15 protein-coding genes and 1 pseudogene are annotated in these 17,384 nt (G+C 44.9%); 5 read left to right on the top strand and 11 right to left on the bottom strand.

All coding sequences use genetic code 11. From position 1 onward, the window contains the following. Window positions 1-7: 7 nt before the first annotated feature. From LWP20_RS12445 to LWP20_RS12430, 4 genes are all read left to right on the top strand, one after another. Window positions 8-742 carry a polyprenol monophosphomannose synthase gene (locus tag LWP20_RS12445; protein WP_242928479.1) on the top strand — a complete coding sequence of 245 codons (735 nt, stop codon included), beginning with the start codon at window positions 8-10 and terminating at the stop codon, window positions 740-742. A 119-nt stretch (window positions 743-861) separates the two neighbouring features. Next, window positions 862-1,866, top strand: a complete 1,005-nt coding sequence (locus LWP20_RS12440; RefSeq protein WP_242928478.1) for a TerC family protein — start codon at window positions 862-864, stop codon at window positions 1,864-1,866. A 299-nt stretch (window positions 1,867-2,165) separates the two neighbouring features. Then, on the top strand, window positions 2,166-3,266 hold the full coding sequence (locus LWP20_RS12435) for a chorismate mutase (RefSeq protein WP_242928477.1): 1,101 nt from the start codon (window positions 2,166-2,168) through the stop codon (window positions 3,264-3,266). Between the two features lie 141 nt (window positions 3,267-3,407). Further along, window positions 3,408-3,737 (top strand): DUF3817 domain-containing protein, encoded by a 330-nt coding sequence (locus LWP20_RS12430; protein ID WP_242928476.1) that lies wholly within the window; start codon window positions 3,408-3,410, stop codon window positions 3,735-3,737. Window positions 3,738-3,833: 96 nt separating this feature from the next. Here the strand turns inward: LWP20_RS12430 and LWP20_RS12425 are convergent, their stop codons facing one another. Beyond that, window positions 3,834-4,886 carry a bile acid:sodium symporter family protein gene (locus LWP20_RS12425; protein ID WP_262914595.1) on the bottom strand — a complete coding sequence of 351 codons (1,053 nt, stop codon included), beginning with the start codon at window positions 4,884-4,886 and terminating at the stop codon, window positions 3,834-3,836. 83 nt (window positions 4,887-4,969) lie between these two features. Further along, window positions 4,970-6,946, bottom strand: coding sequence for a transglycosylase domain-containing protein (locus tag LWP20_RS12420; RefSeq protein WP_242928475.1), 1,977 nt, complete (start codon window positions 6,944-6,946; stop codon window positions 4,970-4,972). 368 nt (window positions 6,947-7,314) lie between these two features. Here LWP20_RS12420 and purB point away from each other — a divergent pair, with 368 nt between their 5' ends. Then, window positions 7,315-8,667: an adenylosuccinate lyase gene (gene purB, locus LWP20_RS12415; protein ID WP_242928474.1), complete on the top strand. Its 1,353-nt coding sequence runs from the start codon at window positions 7,315-7,317 to the stop codon at window positions 8,665-8,667. 73 nt (window positions 8,668-8,740) lie between these two features. Here the strand turns inward: purB and LWP20_RS12410 are convergent, their stop codons facing one another. The 9 genes and pseudogenes from LWP20_RS12410 to LWP20_RS18375 all read right to left on the bottom strand — a co-directional run. Further along, a complete protein-coding gene (locus LWP20_RS12410) occupies window positions 8,741-9,385 on the bottom strand; it encodes a hypothetical protein (RefSeq protein ID WP_242928473.1) in 645 nt (214 codons plus the stop codon). A gap of 114 nt (window positions 9,386-9,499) precedes the next feature. After that, on the bottom strand, window positions 9,500-10,288 hold the full coding sequence (locus tag LWP20_RS12405) for an NmrA family NAD(P)-binding protein (protein WP_242928472.1): 789 nt from the start codon (window positions 10,286-10,288) through the stop codon (window positions 9,500-9,502). A 95-nt stretch (window positions 10,289-10,383) separates the two neighbouring features. After that, the gene (locus tag LWP20_RS12400; RefSeq protein ID WP_242928471.1) at window positions 10,384-11,535 is read right to left on the bottom strand and encodes a glycosyltransferase; all 1,152 of its coding nucleotides are present in this window, start codon (window positions 11,533-11,535) and stop codon (window positions 10,384-10,386) included. Beyond that, window positions 11,535-12,509: a glycosyltransferase family 2 protein gene (locus tag LWP20_RS12395; protein ID WP_242928470.1), complete on the bottom strand. Its 975-nt coding sequence runs from the start codon at window positions 12,507-12,509 to the stop codon at window positions 11,535-11,537. Before LWP20_RS12395 ends, LWP20_RS12400 begins: the two co-directional genes overlap by 1 nt. Window positions 12,510-12,512: 3 nt before the next feature. Then, window positions 12,513-13,049 (bottom strand): DUF4199 domain-containing protein, encoded by a 537-nt coding sequence (locus LWP20_RS12390; RefSeq protein ID WP_242928469.1) that lies wholly within the window; start codon window positions 13,047-13,049, stop codon window positions 12,513-12,515. Window positions 13,050-13,071: 22 nt separating this feature from the next. Continuing rightward, a complete protein-coding gene (locus LWP20_RS12385; RefSeq protein ID WP_242928468.1) occupies window positions 13,072-13,581 on the bottom strand; it encodes a DUF4199 domain-containing protein in 510 nt (169 codons plus the stop codon). 62 nt (window positions 13,582-13,643) lie between these two features. Next, window positions 13,644-14,915 (bottom strand): dihydroorotase, encoded by a 1,272-nt coding sequence (locus LWP20_RS12380; RefSeq protein ID WP_242928467.1) that lies wholly within the window; start codon window positions 14,913-14,915, stop codon window positions 13,644-13,646. Window position 14,916: 1 nt separating this feature from the next. Then, window positions 14,917-16,584 carry a hypothetical protein gene (locus tag LWP20_RS12375; protein WP_242928466.1) on the bottom strand — a complete coding sequence of 556 codons (1,668 nt, stop codon included), beginning with the start codon at window positions 16,582-16,584 and terminating at the stop codon, window positions 14,917-14,919. 105 nt (window positions 16,585-16,689) lie between these two features. Beyond that, window positions 16,690-16,920, bottom strand: a pseudogene (locus LWP20_RS18375) (BatA domain-containing protein); the annotation flags it as partial. Window positions 16,921-17,384 lie beyond the last annotated feature (464 nt).

Raw genomic sequence — 17,384 nt, 5'->3', positions numbered from 1 at the left:
TTGGGGTATGAAAGACTCATTAGTGATCATCCCCACCTATAACGAACGCGAAAATGTGGAAGCCATGGTGCGGAAGGTCATGTCACTGAGTCATCCGTTTCATCTGCTGATCATAGACGATAGCTCGCCGGACGGCACGGCCGATATTGTGCGCGACCTGCAACAGGAATATCCGGGCAGGCTTTTTCTGGAAATCAGAAAGGGTAAGCTTGGCCTGGGTACGGCTTATATACATGGGTTTAAGTATGCGTTGCGCCATAAGTACGAATACATCTTCGAGATGGACTGCGACTTCTCCCATAACCCTGACGACCTGATACGTTTATATGAAGCCTGCGCTATTGATGGCTACGATGTGGCCATTGGCAGCCGTTACATCCAGGGTGTAAACGTGGTAAACTGGCCTATGAACCGCGTATTGATGTCGTGGTTTGCCAGCTGGTACGTACGCCTTGTAACTGGTATGCCCATTGCCGATACCACAGCCGGCTTTAAATGCTACCGCCGCAAAGTGCTCCAAACCATTCAGCTAAATAAGATCCGCTTCGTAGGCTATGCCTTCCAGATCGAGATGAAGTTCCTGGCTTATAAGTATGGCTTCAAGATAAAAGAAGTTCCGATCATTTTTACAGACCGTACCAAGGGTACTTCTAAAATGTCGTCGGGTATATTTAAGGAGGCTGTTTTAGGAGTGCTCAAAATGAAAGTGAACAGCTTTTTCCGCCACTTCGACCGCTACTAAATTTTGCATTCCGGCTGCTCAAAAAGAGTGGATTGCCTCCCTGCCTGAAATTTATAGTTGTTAAATGCTATGTATGTATGGCCAAATACGGTTAACTTTACCGTACTTGTACAGCTGCTATGCCTTGGTTATTAAAGGCACTGGTAACAACCGGCTATTCTATTATGGATAATAACAACATTCTATTCTGGGTCTTATTTAATGGCTTTGTTCTCCTGCTTTTGGGTTTAGACCTTTTTGTGTTTCACCGCAAAGAGCACGAGGTAAAAATTAAAGAAGCATTGCTTTGGAGCCTTTTCTGGATCTTGCTTTCGCTGGGCTTTAATGCCCTGATCTATTACTGGGAAGGCCCCGCTCCAGCACTTGAGTTCCTGACGGCTTACCTGATAGAGAAATCGCTGAGCGTAGATAACCTTTTCGTTTTCATCCTGATTTTCAATTTCTTTAAAGTCCCTCCAAAGTATCAGCATAAGATCCTGTTCTGGGGTATTATCGGTGCGTTGGTATTCCGGGCCATTTTTATACTTGTTGGTGTTGCCCTTATTGCTAAGTTTCACTTTATCATTTACATACTTGGTGCCTTCCTGATCTATACGGGCATCAAAATGGCCTTTACCAAAAACGACGAAGAACTGCATCCGGAGCAAAACCCGCTGATAGTATGGGTGAGCCAGAAACTGCCGTTCACGAAAACATCTGTAGGCGGCAAGTTCTTTACAAAGATCGACGGAAAGTATTTTGCCACCCCGCTGTTACTGGTGCTGATTATGGTAGAAACCACCGACATCGTTTTTGCTGCCGATTCTATACCTGCCATACTTGCTATTTCTAAGGATCCGTTTATTGTTTATACTTCCAATGTGTTTGCTTTGCTGGGTCTGCGGGCTTTATACTTTGCGCTGTCGGGTATTATGCAGCTCTTCCATTACCTGCACTATGGCCTGTCGCTAATACTGGTTTTTATTGGGGCCAAGCTGCTGTTCAGCGATGTTTTCCACCTGGATATGCGCATAGCCCTGTTAGTAGTAGGCAGCATACTGGCTATTTCGGTTATTGCATCGCTCATGTTTCCTAAAAAAGAAGAGGAAGTGCCTCAGCCTACAACTACAAAAGAAGAGCAATAAAAGAAGTATAAAATCAAAAAACACATTCTTAAATTTGCTTTTTTAAAATTTTATACTTTTACTTGCAGCTCATAACACAAGAAATGATATTAACATACGCCATTTGCTTTACCAATTCGATGAAGGTTCCTCAGCCGGGGCTCCCGTGGTAAGACTTTGCGTATAGTAAACATACATAAGTATATCAAGGAGCCCCGCCCACAAAGCGGGGCTTTTTGTTTTACAGCCATTTTAAACCAAGTATAAATTTAAAAAAGGGCTAAATGCCTGAATAAGAAAACAGTTTAGTAATTACAGCCATGAGAGGGAGTATAAACACCAACAAGTTAGCGCCACAAAGCAGCTTCCGCCAGGAGAGCGGAAAGCCTGTGCTGCTTGCTGGTCCGTGCAGTGCCGAAAGTGAAGACCAGCTATTGCAAACCGCCAAGCTTTTGAAGAACAACCAGAGCGTAACGGCATTTAAAGCAGGTATCTGGAAATCGCGCACACGCCCTAACAGCTTTGAAGGTGTAGGCACCGTAGGCCTGCAGTGGCTGCAGAAAGTTAAAGCCGAAACAGGTTTACGCACAGCCTGCGACATAGCCAATGCACAACACGCCGAAGAAGCATTAAAGCATGGTATTGATATACTTTGCATAAGCGGGCGCACTACCGTAAACCCTTTTGCCATACAGGAAATTGCCGCTGCCGTAAGCGGCACCAACATACCTATGCTGGTAACCAACCCCGTTTACCCAGACCTGAAGCTATGGGTAGGCGCGCTCGAGAGGTTGCAGCAGGCTGGCCTGACCGATTTGGGAGCCATACATAGAGGCTTCTCAGGCGAAGACCACGACCTGTACCGCAACCACCCGAAATGGGAACACATGTTGCAGCTGCGCCAGGAAATGCCGGAATTGCCTGTACTTTGCGATGCCAGCCACATTGCCGGCAAGCGCAGCCTGCTGTATCCGGTTGGCCAGCGCGCTTTAGATCTTGGCATAGATGGTTTGTTGCTGGAGTCTCATATAAGTCCTGCAGAGGCGCTAAGCAGCCAACAACAGCAACTAATGCCACAGGAACTTGAACTGCTTATAAATGCCCTTAAAACCAGAGTAAAGCTATCAGAAACAACCGAACTGGTAGATCAACTGGATGAGTTGCGCCAGCAGATTGAGAACCTGGATGATGAGCTGATGGAGTTACTGTTACGCAGATCTGCGGTATCAAAACAAATAGGCAGCTATGGTTTGGGCAATACCAGGCCGGCAATGCAGGTAAGTAAATGGCAAAAGCACCTCGAATTGCTGCTTGCCCAACCTCCTGCAGGAAGCGGTCTAGGTAATGAGCCTGCAAATCCCTTTATCCAGGCATTAAACCAACAAGGCAACACAGCAATTGGAGGTTCTGCCGTAGCTTAAATTAAGAAGCGCCTTTTCCGGTTCGGGTAAGGCGCTTCTTAATTTATCGCCTTATCTTTGCCTGAAATCAAAACAGTTTGGCACAATTACGCCACAGTTATTGTTAAGGCACAAACCATTAACCCTTTACATTATTTACACATGAAAACCCCGATCTCCCGCTTCCGCACTGTTGGCATTTATGAAGGCGTTTCGTACCTGTTGCTGCTGGGTATAGCCATGCCCCTGAAGTATATGTTTGATATGCCGCTGGCCGTGAAGTATGTGGGTTGGGCGCACGGTGTATTATTTGTGCTTTACATGGTTGCTTTGTTACACGTAACGCTCGTGCACCGTTGGTCTGTAGTTAAAGTAGCAGCTGGCGTGCTGGCATCGTTGCTGCCATTTGGGCCGTTTATATTGGATAAAAAACTGCTGCGCGAAGAAGAGTTGGAAGCAAAACATAAATCGAAGCAGAAGCAAGTTGCTTAGGCCATAATAGGTATACTTTAAAAGCCAGTACGCTTATACTTAGCAGCCTGGCTTTTTTGTTTTTGAAGTATAATTTGTTGCGGTTATACTATAAAATCATTCCTCAACTTCTGCCCTGTTCCGTCGGGCCAATGCCTGGGCAATAATACTGGCAGCCAGTAATTGTAAGGCGTGGTACATCATAATGGGCAGCAACATTATTCCTACTGTTGTAGGGTTTGGAAACAGCACTTTTGCCATTACAGTGCCGTGTACCAGCGATTTTTTGGACCCACAGAAAATGGCCGTAATCTGATCGTTGCGGTTAAAACCCAGCGTCTTGCTGAAACCGTAAATAATAGCATACACCAGAAAAAACAGCACAATCATGGCTGCGCCCAGCAAGGCAATATCTCTTAAAGTATAAGCTGCAAACATATTGCGGGCAAACGATTCGCAAAAAGAAGTATAAACAATGGTGAGGATGATAAACTGGTCAAAGTAGCGCATCTTTTTCTTGTTGCGCTCGGCAAATTCGCCCCAACGCTTGTGCAGCAAAACACCCAGCACAACCGGAAGTATAACCTGCAGAACCAGTTTTCCCATAATGCTCCAGATATCGAAACTTTCGGTACTTGCTGTTAAAAACAGGCCCATCCAGAGTGGTGTAATAAACACGCCCACTAGGCTGGATATGCTGGCATTAAAAATGGCTGCCGGAATGTTGCCCCCCGCTATCGAAACCATTACCACCGACGAAGAAACTGTAGAAGGCAAGGCAGCCAGATAAAATGTACCCAGCCATAGCATTTCGCTCTCGGTTCCTTCGAACAAAGTATGCAACGGCAAAATCAGCAACGGGAAAAGTATAAATGTGCTTAGCTGTACCACTAAATGCAGGCGCCAGCTACTTAACCCGCTTCGCAGCTTTTCAGGGCTCAGGCGCAATCCGTAAAAAAAGAAGATAACCGATACGCCGTAAGTTGCCACATCGCCCAGCGAAACAGGCTCCCGGTCTATACCTATCTGAGGCCATAGGTAAGCTAAAATGATCATACTTATGAGCGCCAGCAAAAACCAGTCGATGCCAAAACGGGCCGCCGTTGCCGCGAGCCTCGGCACCAATCCTACGGCTTTTTCAAGGTCAGCTTTTTGCTGTATCGGTTTCATAAGTCAGTATCAGAAAATGTGATTAAACGAAAAGCGGCGGCCCTGCTGTGTAGCAAAGCCGCCGCTTCAGAGAAATTTATACGCTAAAAATCCAACAGATCGATCGTTTCAAGTTCAAATTCGGTAGAGTCTTCCACCACTGCATCCGGAGCGGTAACAATCAGGTCGCGGGCGCGCCCGTATAGCTGCACGTTCGGGTACAGGCCGTCGTAAGCTGCCCGTGAGATAAGCCCACGGCGTAACATAATACCACTGATCAGCCTGAAATAACCGCGTTTCCAGCTGCGCAGGTTTCCATAACTATCGAAAGAAGCCCGGTAATTTTTAGGACTCGGAATTATACTTGTCAGGAAGATGGCCTCTGCCAGATTAAGCTCAGATGGCTGTTTCCCAAAATAAAAGCGTGAAGCATCTTTGGCACCGTATACGTTTGGTCCCCACTCAATAATATTCAGGTATACTTCAAACATACGGTTCTTCGATACCAGGTTCAGGTTCTCTATCAGCCAGACTATAATCGCTTCTTCCACTTTACGGGTTACCGTTTTCTGGCGCGTCAGGAACACATTTTTCACCAGCTGCATCGATATGGTACTGCCGCCGCGTACAAACTCACCCTTTTTCAGGTTGGTGGCAATTGCCTGCCTGAAAGCCTCTTCATGGAAACCTTTATGGCTATAAAAGCCGGCATCTTCGGCTGTAAGTATGGCATTGCGCAGGTACGGCGAAATTTCCCCTAAGCGGCTATAGAAAGAATTTGCAGGCCCCACCATAAACGTGCGTACAGGTTTGCCATACTCGTACACGGTATGCACAAAAGAGCCATTAATTTTCTGGATATTGGTTTTACCCCATTGCACGATCTTAAAGTCTTTTGAGGCATCCAGGTCAGAGTCAAACTTTACTTTTGCCAGGCTATCCATGTTCACATGGAAGTTGAGCTTATACTTTAGTTTACCCTGTGCTTTTATACCTTCCAGGTTTTCGAATAACCCGGTTGGCAACGACTCAAACACATCATTTGCCTCTAAATCCTTTGTCTTAATTTTAAGGTCGATGATCTTGGAAGTAGCATTCTGATACACGGCATACAGGTTGGCCACCGCTTTGTTTACGCGTACTTCCGTCAGGCTATCAATAGCGTAGTAATTAGGGCCAAGCGTAACCACATAATTCAGGGCACCTTCCCGTACATGAATATCTTCTGTTGCCAGTTTTTCATGGTTTACGCTCAGGTTATTTACTTTAGCTGTACCACGCACAGTTAACCTGTCTTTGCGGTAGCTTTTATCGGCAAGGCTCAGGTGGAGGGTATCAAAAGCTACCGTTCCATTAAATTTCTCTTTTACATACGGCAACCTGATTCCATTTCTATCGGTGTTATACAGGCTGGCTGCTATGTTATAGTCGCCAGGGTCTATGGTACCGTGCATACGCAGGTTGTTCACCAGCGAATCTGTTTTTATAACTACTTCTGAATCAATAGTGCCGTCATCCATGGTTAGGTAAGGCATCCGGATATCGATGGTGCGGTTCTCGGATTTATAGGATACGTTCAGGTTTTTGAAATTTGCCTGATCGGGCACGTTGTCAAAAGCAGTTTCAATTAGGCGGTTCAGCAGTTCGCCGTAGTTGCGGCTGCGTTTAGCTGTTGTATCGGCTGGCTGGTTTCCATCTTCTCCCTTTAGCAGGAAAGAAAAGTTATCCTTGCCATTGCGCTTTACCGCAGTCAGGTACCCATCCGACACGTCCAGTTTCTTAAATACGATGCGGCCTTTAAAAATAGAACGGAAGCTTACACTGGCGTGCACGCTATCTGTCGTAAAAAGGGTATCGCGGTCGTGTGGCACTAACGAAATGCCGCTCAGCACAACAGAATTAAGGTCTACAAACTCTGCCTTGTTAATGTTAAAATCTACGGGGTAGCGGCTTTCAACCTGCGTAATTACTTTCTGGATAGTATAGGAAAGGACCTTGCTCCGGAAAACAATCAGCAATACAAGCAGAATCAGAAAGAAGGCCAGTACAGAACCAGCCCCAATCAGCAATCGTTTTTTCAATTTCTGGTTCAAAATATTCAGGTGCGAATTACGCTAATTAGATTCAGTATCTAAAACAGGAAAAGCAGATAATACCTGCATTATTCATTTTATACTTTGGGTTGGTGCTATCCTCACATACGAGGTGCTACTTATTTTGATATATACTACTCATTTACCTTATGCTATAAGCTAGATCAACGCTTGTGTACCTACTGTAAGTATACTAAATATTCAAAAGTAGTAATACTTACATATTTCGGCAGCATAAAGTTATTGTTCAATTTTAAAATGGCTATATACAAACGCATTGTATATTAAAACAATTCACCTTGCTGGCATCCTGAAGCAAAGCTGCTTATCTTTGACCTAAGAACTTCCTTTTGCCAATGAACCTGACAACACTTACTGCTTTATCGCCAGTGGACGGGCGTTACCGCCGCAACACTTCTGAACTGGCTGCTTATTTTTCTGAATTTGGCCTGATCCGTTACCGTGTGCTCGTAGAGGTTGAGTACTTTATAGCATTGTGCGAGTCGCCGCTGCCCCAGCTTTCGGATATTAAGCCCGACCAGTTTTCAGCGCTACGTGCTATTTACCAGAATTTTAACGAAGCTGATGCACTGGCCATTAAAGAAACTGAGAAAACTACTAACCACGACGTAAAGGCAGTAGAATATTTTATAAAAGATAAGTTTGATACGCTGGGCCTTGGCAAGTATAAAGAGTTTATCCATTTCGGGCTTACCTCGCAGGATGTGAACAATACGGCCATCCCGCTCTCGCTGCGCGAAGCGGATGAGCGCATACTGAAGCCGGCTTACCAGGAGCTGCACCAGACGTTAGTAGAACTAGCCCAGCAATGGAAAGCCATACCGATGCTGGCACACACGCACGGCCAGCCTGCCTCTCCTACCCGTTTGGGTAAAGAGATTATGGTGTTTGCCGAGCGCCTTTCTGCGCAAATGGACCTGCTACGCCAGGTGCCTTTTTCAGCTAAGTTTGGAGGTGCAACAGGTAATTTTAATGCCCACCATGTAGCCTACCCAAGTATAAACTGGCCGGAGTTCGGTAACCGTTTTGTACAGCAGACTTTAGGTTTGCACCGCAATCAGTATACTACCCAGATAGAGCATTACGATAACCTGGCAGCTTACTTCGATGGCCTGAAACGCCTGAACACTATCCTGATCGATTTCTCCAGAGATGTGTGGCAGTATGTATCGATGGGTTATTTTAAGCAAAAGATAAAAGCCGGTGAGGTAGGCTCTTCGGCGATGCCGCACAAAGTTAACCCTATCGATTTTGAGAACGCAGAAGGTAACCTGGGTATAGCCAACGCTTTGCTGGAGCATTTATCAGCCAAGCTGCCTATCTCCAGGCTGCAACGCGACCTCACAGACTCTACCGTGCTACGTAATATTGGCGTACCGCTGGCTCACATAATTATTTCGCTTAAATCGCTGGAGCGAGGCATTGGCAAACTGGAGCTGAACGAGGCTGCACTTACCCAGCACCTGGAAGATAACTGGGCGGTAGTGGCAGAAGGCATCCAGACTGTGCTGCGCCGCGAAGGATACCCGCAACCATACGAAGCCCTGAAAGCCCTAACCAGAAAGAATGAAAAGATTACTGCCCAAACGATCAGTAACTTTATTGATACGCTGGATGTGAGCAATGCAATAAAAGATGAACTAAAACAGATCACACCTTATACTTACACTGGTGTTGATATGCTGTAGATTTCAGCATACTTAAAAACAAAACAGCCCTTGTAGTTTTACATGGGCTGTTTTGTTTAGTACCATATATACTTTATAGTTTGCTGCAATCAAGGCTACGGCTTGTAATTTTACCATTATTAAGGATAAGCTGCTTTCCGGTGCCATCGTAAAGTATACACGTAAATTGCGCTTCGGTTATTTTAGGCGATTGGCTGTCTATGGTATTATTATTAAATGCCGTCACTGAAAATAAGCTGCCCTGTTGCCTTGCCGTGCCTTTATCTGTGCTCCATACGTTACCGTCAGGATCTGTATATGTAACCACAATACCTTCTACAGGTTCTGTGCCTATAGTTGTTGCTATCTTACCAAAGCCATACTTTCCCTGCCTTAGTATAGGCTCCAGTTCAGGGCATTGTGTAGGGCAGGCGGCAAACTTTTTAATAAATGTTACACGCACCGATCTTCTCTCATCGAGTTCTTTTTTCAGCACAATGTCCTGCATTTCCCAGCATCCGGTGCCCGTAACAATTTTCGATGCTGCTGTTGTGCTGATATAATCGTCCTCGCCTTCTTCCAGCAGTATAAGGCTGCCATTTAAGTTGCCCTGAAAAAAGAAATCAGCCTCAGTGCCCGGCACTAATGTTCCTTTGGGGTCATCATCATCCTCGCAGCTGCTAAGGCCCAGGCCAAGTATAATTGTTAGTAAGAACAGCAGTTGTTTATGTATCCCCATAGTGCTAACTCTCTGAATTTATACTAGATACGTAATCGCAACGCCAACGTCAGTATTTATACTTCAGGAAAGCAGTCTAAGGTATTTTAAGTATAAAACTTCTGGTCCGGCGTTTTAATTTACAGATTGCACAAAGTCGTGGGTCAGGAAATATTCCAGCGTGAACCTGTTTTCTGACAGCGGGGAGGTATTGGATGCTGTACGTGGAGTAACTTTAAAATCGCCGTCGTTAAATCCTTTATAGAAATGCCTGTTGTTATCGGTGTAGGGTAGCTGCACATACTCTTCGCCGGCTGCGGCGGCAAGCTCTGCCATGGTATAATCCCGTGGCCCCATTAATTCTTTCACTGAATTGCCGCTAAAATCTCTGTTCAGAAGATATGTTGCGGCTACAGAGGCAACTTCGTAAGACGAGATGTAAGGCAATGCCAGATCCGGTTTGTAAGGCGTATGCAGGCCCCAGTGCAGGTTCTCGAAGAAGTTGGCACAACGCAGGTGCAGCAGGTTTATACTTCCCATTTTATTAAGTTCCTGCTCAAACGCTACCAGCCTGGTGGGCTGGCCATACTTTTCTGTAATGCAGTTACTGATGTTTACTACATGCCTGATCGGGCTGCTTTGAATTAAATTAATAAGCCGCTGAGCGGTAACGGCAGGTGTGGCAAGTGCATCATCGGGTACAGTAAGAAAAAGCGAAGTTGCTTTAAAAAATGCCTGTTGCAGAAAAGCATCCTCGTTAAAATCGCCTTCCAGTAGCTCCGCCTTACCTGCAAATGTGGCTAATTTCTGACGGCTTCTGCCTGCTACACCTATCATAGCATTTTTAAGTATAAGTTCCTGCGCAATTTTACCACCAATGTTGCCTGTGGCACCAAGTATAAGTATGTAGTTTTCTGAGCTCATAGTTTTTAGAGTTGCGGGATTATAAAAGCAAAGAAAGTATACTATAGCAATAAGTAAGGAAACTACAGGACAGAAAGCACTAACAGCCTGCTATACTACGGCTTAACCTGTTTTGCAAGTGCGTAAATAGCATCAACAAACGTGCTCCAGCTGAAGCGCTTTTTATACTTTGCAATATGCTGAGCGAGTATCTCAGCTTTATCGGAAGTATAAAACTCAACTATGGCACTGGCAATGGCCTGCGGCTGGGGCTCCACTACATAACCAACTTCTCCGTCTGGTACCAGCTCTGCCAACCCGCCCACGTTGGTTACCACCATAGGCTTATCGAAATGATAGGCAACCTGTGTTACCCCGCTTTGTGTGGCGTGTTTATAGGGTTGCACCACCAGGTCGGCAGCACAGAAGTAGTGGCGCACTTCGGCGTTAGGTATAAAGTCAGTGCGAAGTATAAGATTATCCTGCAGGTTATACTTCCGGATAAGCTCATGGTACGGTGTGGCATCCTCGTAGAACTCGCCGGCTACAATTAATTTTATACTTCGGTTTTGCTGCAGGCGCGGGTCGGCCAAAGCTTGTAACAATAAATCAAGGCCTTTATAAGCCCTGATAAAGCCGAAGAAAAGGATGTAGTTATAGTTCGGATCAAGATTTAGGGCAGCGCAGGCGTCTGCTTTGCTTTCGGCAGGTCCGAAGTTATCGTACAGCGGGTGAGGCAGGTATACGGCGGGCTTTGCAGGCTCAAAACGCTTTAAATCCTGCAGCACCGATCGCGACATGGTAATAAACCCATTGCAGGCACTAAGGAAGTATCTGGTAAAGGGTACATCACCGGCGCGCTTCTCGTGCGGCACCACGTTATCAGTAATGGCTAGCAACGCTGTTTGGTTGTTGCGCCTGATTATGCGGGCAATAGTGCCCAGGCCTGGCCCCATAAACGGAAGCCAATACCGGAAAATAACTACATCTGGTTTTTGCTTCCGGATATAGTTGCCTGTTTTAAACCAACTAAGCGGGTTAATGGAATTGATTAACACTTTAATGCGAAGGCCTTGCGGTGCGGGCTCGTCGGAGTACTGGCTTTTGCCCGGAAACAGGAACGACGGATATTGCAGACTGAATGTTACAATCTCCACCTCATCTCCCTGCTCCTGGAAAGCGTAAGCCAGCCGCTCGTTAAAAGTAGCCATGCCGCCGCCACGAAGCGGGTAAGCCGGCCCCACAATTACTACCTTACGCTTTGCCATTAATTTTTCAGCAAGCCAACCTTATCCCTTATCAGGTATTCGTTCTTTTTGCTGGCTGCCATTGAGATCATCTCGGCCAGAAAACCGGCCAGGAAAAGCTGCGCACCAAGTATAACGGCCACCAACGAAAGGTAAAACAAAGGCTGGTCTACCACATCGCGCACACGGCCTTCCGGGTAAAGGCGGAAGATCTTTTGAAGTATAAGCCAGAAGGTGATGCCCAAACCTACTACAAATGAAAGTGTCCCCAGCGTACCGAAAAAGTGCATCGGGCGCTTTTTAAAGCGGCTTACAAAAGAAATAGAAAGCAGATCGAGGAAACCGTAAACAAAGCGTTCCAGGCCAAATTTGGTAGTGCCATACTTGCGCTCCTGGTGCTGCACCACTTTTTCGCCAATACGGGTAAAGCCATTCCATTTGGCAATTACAGGTATGTAACGATGCATTTCGCCGTGTACTTCTATACTTTTAACCACCAGCTGCCGGTATGCCTTTAAGCCACAGTTAAAGTCGTGCAACTTAATGCCCGATAGTTTGCGGGTAGCAGCGTTAAACAGTTTGGTAGGTATGGTTTTGCTTAGCGGGTCGAAGCGCTTTTGTTTCCAGCCACTTACCAGATCAAACTTCTGATGCTTGATCATGTCGTAAAGTGCCGGAATTTCGTCCGGGCTATCCTGCAGGTCGGCGTCCATGGTTATCACCACTTCGCCGGTGCAGCGCTGAAATCCCTCGTTAAGGGCTGCCGACTTGCCGTAATTGCGGTTAAAGCTGATGCCTTTAACCGTATTATCTTCAGCGCCCAGGTCGTTAACTACTTCCCAGGAACGGTCGGTACTGCCGTCATCAACAAGTATAATTTCGTAAGAAAACCCGTGCGCGTGCATCACACGTTTGATCCAGCGCACAAGTTCAGGAAGCGATTCCTCCTCGTTAAACAGGGGAACTACAACCGATATATCGTAAGGGTATTGCATGTGTTATTCAAACTCCGGCCGTCTGTTTTTGATGATGGCGGAGATTATAAGCGATAAAATAAATCCGATAACTAAGTAACCTATCAGCGAGCTAACAATGGTCATGGCCGGGTTTGAGAACTTTTCGGTCATGGCTATGGCAGCATCAATCTGCTCGTCGCTCATGCCTCTGGCTTCCAGGTCTGCAATTTGCTGGTCCATGATGCTTTCCATATAATTAGGGTCGATGAACGAAGTATAAATATACATAAAGATACCTCCGAGCAGGCCCATAATAACTGATGCCAGCGTACCAACTCCTAACCCTTGCCCGTACGACATATAGCCGTGGTTTTCTTTTTTGAAATTCTGCATGGCCAGAACCAACGCAGCAATCATAATAATGTAACCCAGGCTGGCCAGTAATTTGTTTGTGCCCATGCCTAATGTCATAAGTATGGCAGTGTAAATTACAATTATGAGCCCGCCTAATAAGCCATACTTCAGGGCTACAGATGCTACAGAAGGTTGATTTTCGGTTACTTCAGTCATTTCATTCATGCGTTTATGGATTGAGGGTGAACTATTTACGGAAAAAAACTGCTGCCACAATAGAAAACAAACCTCCCACTAATAACCGGCTCACAAAATCATAGGTTGCCAACAACGACGGCGTAATATTATCCAGGGCTTCGATGCTCTGGTTATACATATCCTGGCCCAAAGCTTTGATCTGTTCAGCTTTGTTAACTTCCAGGGTAGTTTTCATTTCGCTTACATACTGCTGTATAAGCGAGCCTCCGGCAAAGTATAAAAGTATGAACAGTAACATGCCTGCCGTTAGCGCCGTGTAAAATGAGATAGATAAGCCAACGCGCAAGCCTTTCAAAAAACCGATCTCAGTATCGTTAAAGAGTTTATAGTACCTGATGCCCAGGAATAAAAAAACCGGCATGGGCAGGAAACTCCAGCGGCCTACCTCCCCCAGCGGGTTAAAACCCAAAAAGTACTGGAGCAATAAAATGCCAAAGCAAGCTAAGCCACACATTACGCCATAGCGAATTCCGACTCTTATAATTGTTTGATTAAACATTCCGGTTTGTACGAATCTGCAAGGCTTTTAGCCCCGGCTGTAAAAATATAGCTATAAATATATTAAAAAGAATGGTTCAGAACTATTTGTCCCTTGTTAATAATGCCAAGTACCTTACCTTTTAGTTCCAGCCCGAAAAACGGTGAGTTTTTAGACTTCGATCTGCACGCTTCGGCTGTAGGTGTCCAGGTCAGGTCAGGATTGAAAATGGTAAGGTTGGCAGGTTCGCCAACTTTGATTTGCGGCTCTGGTAACCCCAGTACCTGGCGTGGGCCTGATGTGAGTTTTACAAGTATAGTTTCTGTATTAAGTGTATCGCTTAAAAATGTATTGGCTACAGCGTAAGAAGTTTCAAGGTTTATTATACCAAAATCAGCCAGGTCGAATTCAAGGTTTTTGGCTTCGGTATCGTGCGGCATGTGTGCCGAAACCAGTGCATCTATCGTTCCGTCCTGCAACCCTTTTTTAATAGCGTCTGCATCATACTGGCTTCTGAAAGGAGGAGCTACTTTATAATTTGTATCGAAAGGAAGTATGGTTTCGTCGGTAAAAGCGGTTTGATAGCTGGCTACATCGCAGGTTACATTTAACCCCGCTGCTTTTGCCTTCCGGATATGCTCTATAGATGCGGCTGTAGAAATCAGCGAAAAATGCAGCCTGCCGCCTGTATAGCTAAGGAGTTGCAGGTCGCGGGTTACCATCACTTCTTCTGCCAGTGCCGGAATGCCTTTCATCCCTAGGCGGGTGCTGGCCAGACCTTCATGCATCTGCCCGTGCTCCGTCAGGCGGGTATGCTCCGGCTTATTCATGAGCAGGCCATCAAAAACCTGTACATATTGCAGTGCTTTCAGCAATACATCTGCTCCCTGTAAAGGTTTTAAACCATCTGTAAAAGCTATAGCCCCAGCCTGTTGCAGGTCAATCATTTCTGTCAGGTCTTTGCCCTGTGTATCTACAGTAAGTGCAGCAGCAGGTAACAACGTAACCGGCAAACTTTCAGCCCTGCTCCTGATATAACTGATGGCACCTTTAGACTGTACAACGGGCTCTGTGTTAGGCAAGCATAGTACTTCTGTAAAACCACCAGCTGCAGCAGAAGCTACTAACGATTCCAGATCTTCTTTATACTCTAACCCTGGCTCACCCACAAAACTATGCATATCAACCCAACCAGAGGACACGCATAAACCATCCATAGAAATTCTGCGGTCAGCTTCCTGATCTTCCGGACCAACATACGTGATAATGCCGTTCTCAATAAGAATATTATGCCGTTGTAAATGATACGGGGAGGCTGGTTGGTAAATAAGCGCTGCCTGGAGAAGTACTTTCATGTTAGAGGAGTCTAATAAGTGCGATTTCTGCCATTAAGAAAAACAGACACAATATTAGGCAATATTTCCAAAGCTTGACGCCAAAAAATCTTTTTTCGAATTCTCCTTTCACCGAAAAGTTATCGCCATAGTCGTAAACATGTATGTTCGTCTTGCCTTTTGGCAGCAGGTTCCTTAGCTCTTCTGGTGTGTATTGCTCCAGATAAGATTCTTTTTTATCAAAATTAAAAGCAAGTTTGGCTACAGTTGCGCCATCTGATTTCAGGTCATAAAACCCTGCATCGGCCATATCCGCGGGAATATCAAAGTATAATTTACCGGCCCGTACCTGCTGATCCGGTATAAACGAAAGGCTGTCTTTCTCTAACTTATAAATACCTTCCTTTTTGACGGTTGTAACAGGTAAACTTACCGTTCCGCCTGCTAACGAATAAGCTAATTGCTGCTCCTGTTTATAACTTAAAATGGCCATCCGGTACATTATGGGCACTAATAATGCATGGTTCATTAACTCATTATACTTATCGTCCAGAGGCGAAGCCATCAGGTACACTTGCCCTTTGCCTCTGTCAAACCGAGATAAAAAGGGAGCGCCGCCCCTGAATTTTAAAATATCTTCTGATGCCCGGGACCATGCTAAACTACGAGTTGCTAACGGCATTTGCATTTTGGGATCAAAAGTAGAAAAGATACTTTTAAAAAATGGCTTCTTAGGATCTGGTGCCTGCAACGCTGTTTTAGCAACATTATCTAAAGTTCCTGTTAATGTTGCTGGAATACTCAAAGCCTCAAAAAGCGAAGTATAACTACTCTGTTCGCCAGAGGAAGAAGGAAGTATTATTAAAGTACCACCGGCTTTTACAAAATTGGCAGCAGTTGCAGCTAAACCTGCTGAAATAACAGGTAGGTTGTTTAATAGAATAGTGTTAGAAGCTGATACGGTACCATAATTTATACTTTTGGCATCGAATGTATTGATTTTAAAAAATGGTTCGTGCCCGTATAATTTACTTAAACTGCCGGAAGGTTGATCGCTAATTTCAGAGATTTGTATACTGCCTGATGGAGATAAAATAAAATAGTACGTGTTGTCAAAATCGACCGGGTAATCCTCTAAGGTAACATAAGCTTTTTTCATACTTCCAGCACCGGGTATCCCGAAAGTAATGGTAGCCTCTGTTACCTGCTTGGCAGGAAGATCAAGACTAAGAGCGGCTACCTGCTTCTCATCAATAAACAATTTAACCGGGCAGCCATCAACAGGATTATTACCCGCATTGTACACTTTAATGTGCAACGTATTATCACCTCCCACACGAATAAACTCATCTTCCAGGAAAACTGAATCTACGGTAACATTATTTATACTTTCAGCTTGTAAAGGAACAAGATGAACCTGCGATAGAGAATCTAACTGTCTAAGATAAGCAGGAGTAAAGGTATTCTTCTGAAAATCTGAAAGCACAAAAATGTGTTCATTTGTAGTACTTAAATTTTGAAACCGCGACGGCTTAGCGCTGAAATCAAGATTGTCCAATACATTATCGGCATCAGCGGCACTATGTTTTGCGCCACTACTTACTATACCATTCGTATTAACACTAAAAGAAGTACTGGCAGGAAAAAGATTGATGACTGACTTACCTCTATCTACAGCTGAAGCTAACAACCCAACATCTTTGCCTGCTGTGATATTCTGCATACTATAGGAGTTATCTACAGCCAGTACAACATCAGAAGTAGCGGTCATACTTTCATTTTCCTGGGCTGGTAAAAAGGGCTGTGCAAAAGCAAGAACAAGAAAGACTATAAAAAGTATGCGGCAAAGTAAAATCAATAATTCTTTAAGATTCTTCTGGCTTGCAGTCAGGTCTTTTGAAACCTGTATAAGCTTTACGTTACTAAACTCAACCCGCTTAGCTTTTCTTAACTGAATAAGATGCAGAATTACAGGAATAACTGCAGCAATTAAAGCATACAAGAAAGTTGGATATAGCAATGCCATGAACTTAAGTTAGCTAACACTTTAAAAAATTACAAACAATTAAGATGCTTTTACGAGTAATGGCAAAGTCTGCTATAACAACTATAAATTAAATCCGAAATCAGGAAGTAACTAGTCTAAAGTAGAAATTTGATAAAGGGATAATATCTATAGATCAATAAGCGAAAAATAAGTGACTAATATTATTTCGACTTGTTTTGATTTGCATTGTAAGCATTGTTATAAGTTGTAGAAGCCTATTGTTGCTATAATGAAGTGGATGAATTGGACTAGCAAAGCGCTAACTGCTTGTATTGGACCGGCTTGCTCCTGGGCTATTGCAGGTGGCGGGATGCTTTGCCTTCTACGCCCCAATGAGCAGGTGGTATAAACGGCAACACCCCTTGCTCAAGCAGAACAAGGGGTGTTGGTTGATGGGTTGGCGGCTACCTACTCTCCCGGATGTGACTCCAGTACCATCGGCG

The sequence above is a fragment of the Pontibacter vulgaris genome (genome assembly GCF_022758145.1).
In the GTDB taxonomy this organism is placed as follows: Bacteria; Bacteroidota; Bacteroidia; order Cytophagales; family Hymenobacteraceae; genus Pontibacter; species Pontibacter vulgaris.
Note: the sequence above shows the minus strand (reverse complement) of the source record. Positions and strands in the feature narration are given on the sequence as shown.

What these genes read in the sequence shown, in the direction of transcription:
- LWP20_RS12445 (WP_242928479.1), top strand. Translation starts at nt 8, where the DNA reads ATGAAAGACTCATTAGTGATCATCCCCACCTATAACGAACGCGAAAAT.
- LWP20_RS12440 (WP_242928478.1), top strand. Translation starts at nt 862, where the DNA reads ATGCCTTGGTTATTAAAGGCACTGGTAACAACCGGCTATTCTATTATG.
- LWP20_RS12435 (WP_242928477.1), top strand. Translation starts at nt 2,166, where the DNA reads ATGAGAGGGAGTATAAACACCAACAAGTTAGCGCCACAAAGCAGCTTC.
- LWP20_RS12430 (WP_242928476.1), top strand. Translation starts at nt 3,408, where the DNA reads ATGAAAACCCCGATCTCCCGCTTCCGCACTGTTGGCATTTATGAAGGC.
- LWP20_RS12425 (WP_262914595.1), bottom strand. Translation starts at nt 4,886, where the DNA reads ATGAAACCGATACAGCAAAAAGCTGACCTTGAAAAAGCCGTAGGATTG.
- purB (WP_242928474.1), top strand. Translation starts at nt 7,315, where the DNA reads ATGAACCTGACAACACTTACTGCTTTATCGCCAGTGGACGGGCGTTAC.
- LWP20_RS12410 (WP_242928473.1), bottom strand. Translation starts at nt 9,385, where the DNA reads ATGGGGATACATAAACAACTGCTGTTCTTACTAACAATTATACTTGGC.
- LWP20_RS12405 (WP_242928472.1), bottom strand. Translation starts at nt 10,288, where the DNA reads ATGAGCTCAGAAAACTACATACTTATACTTGGTGCCACAGGCAACATT.
- LWP20_RS12400 (WP_242928471.1), bottom strand. Translation starts at nt 11,535, where the DNA reads ATGGCAAAGCGTAAGGTAGTAATTGTGGGGCCGGCTTACCCGCTTCGT.
- LWP20_RS12395 (WP_242928470.1), bottom strand. Translation starts at nt 12,509, where the DNA reads ATGCAATACCCTTACGATATATCGGTTGTAGTTCCCCTGTTTAACGAG.
- LWP20_RS12390 (WP_242928469.1), bottom strand. Translation starts at nt 13,049, where the DNA reads ATGAATGAAATGACTGAAGTAACCGAAAATCAACCTTCTGTAGCATCT.
- LWP20_RS12385 (WP_242928468.1), bottom strand. Translation starts at nt 13,581, where the DNA reads ATGTTTAATCAAACAATTATAAGAGTCGGAATTCGCTATGGCGTAATG.
- LWP20_RS12380 (WP_242928467.1), bottom strand. Translation starts at nt 14,915, where the DNA reads ATGAAAGTACTTCTCCAGGCAGCGCTTATTTACCAACCAGCCTCCCCG.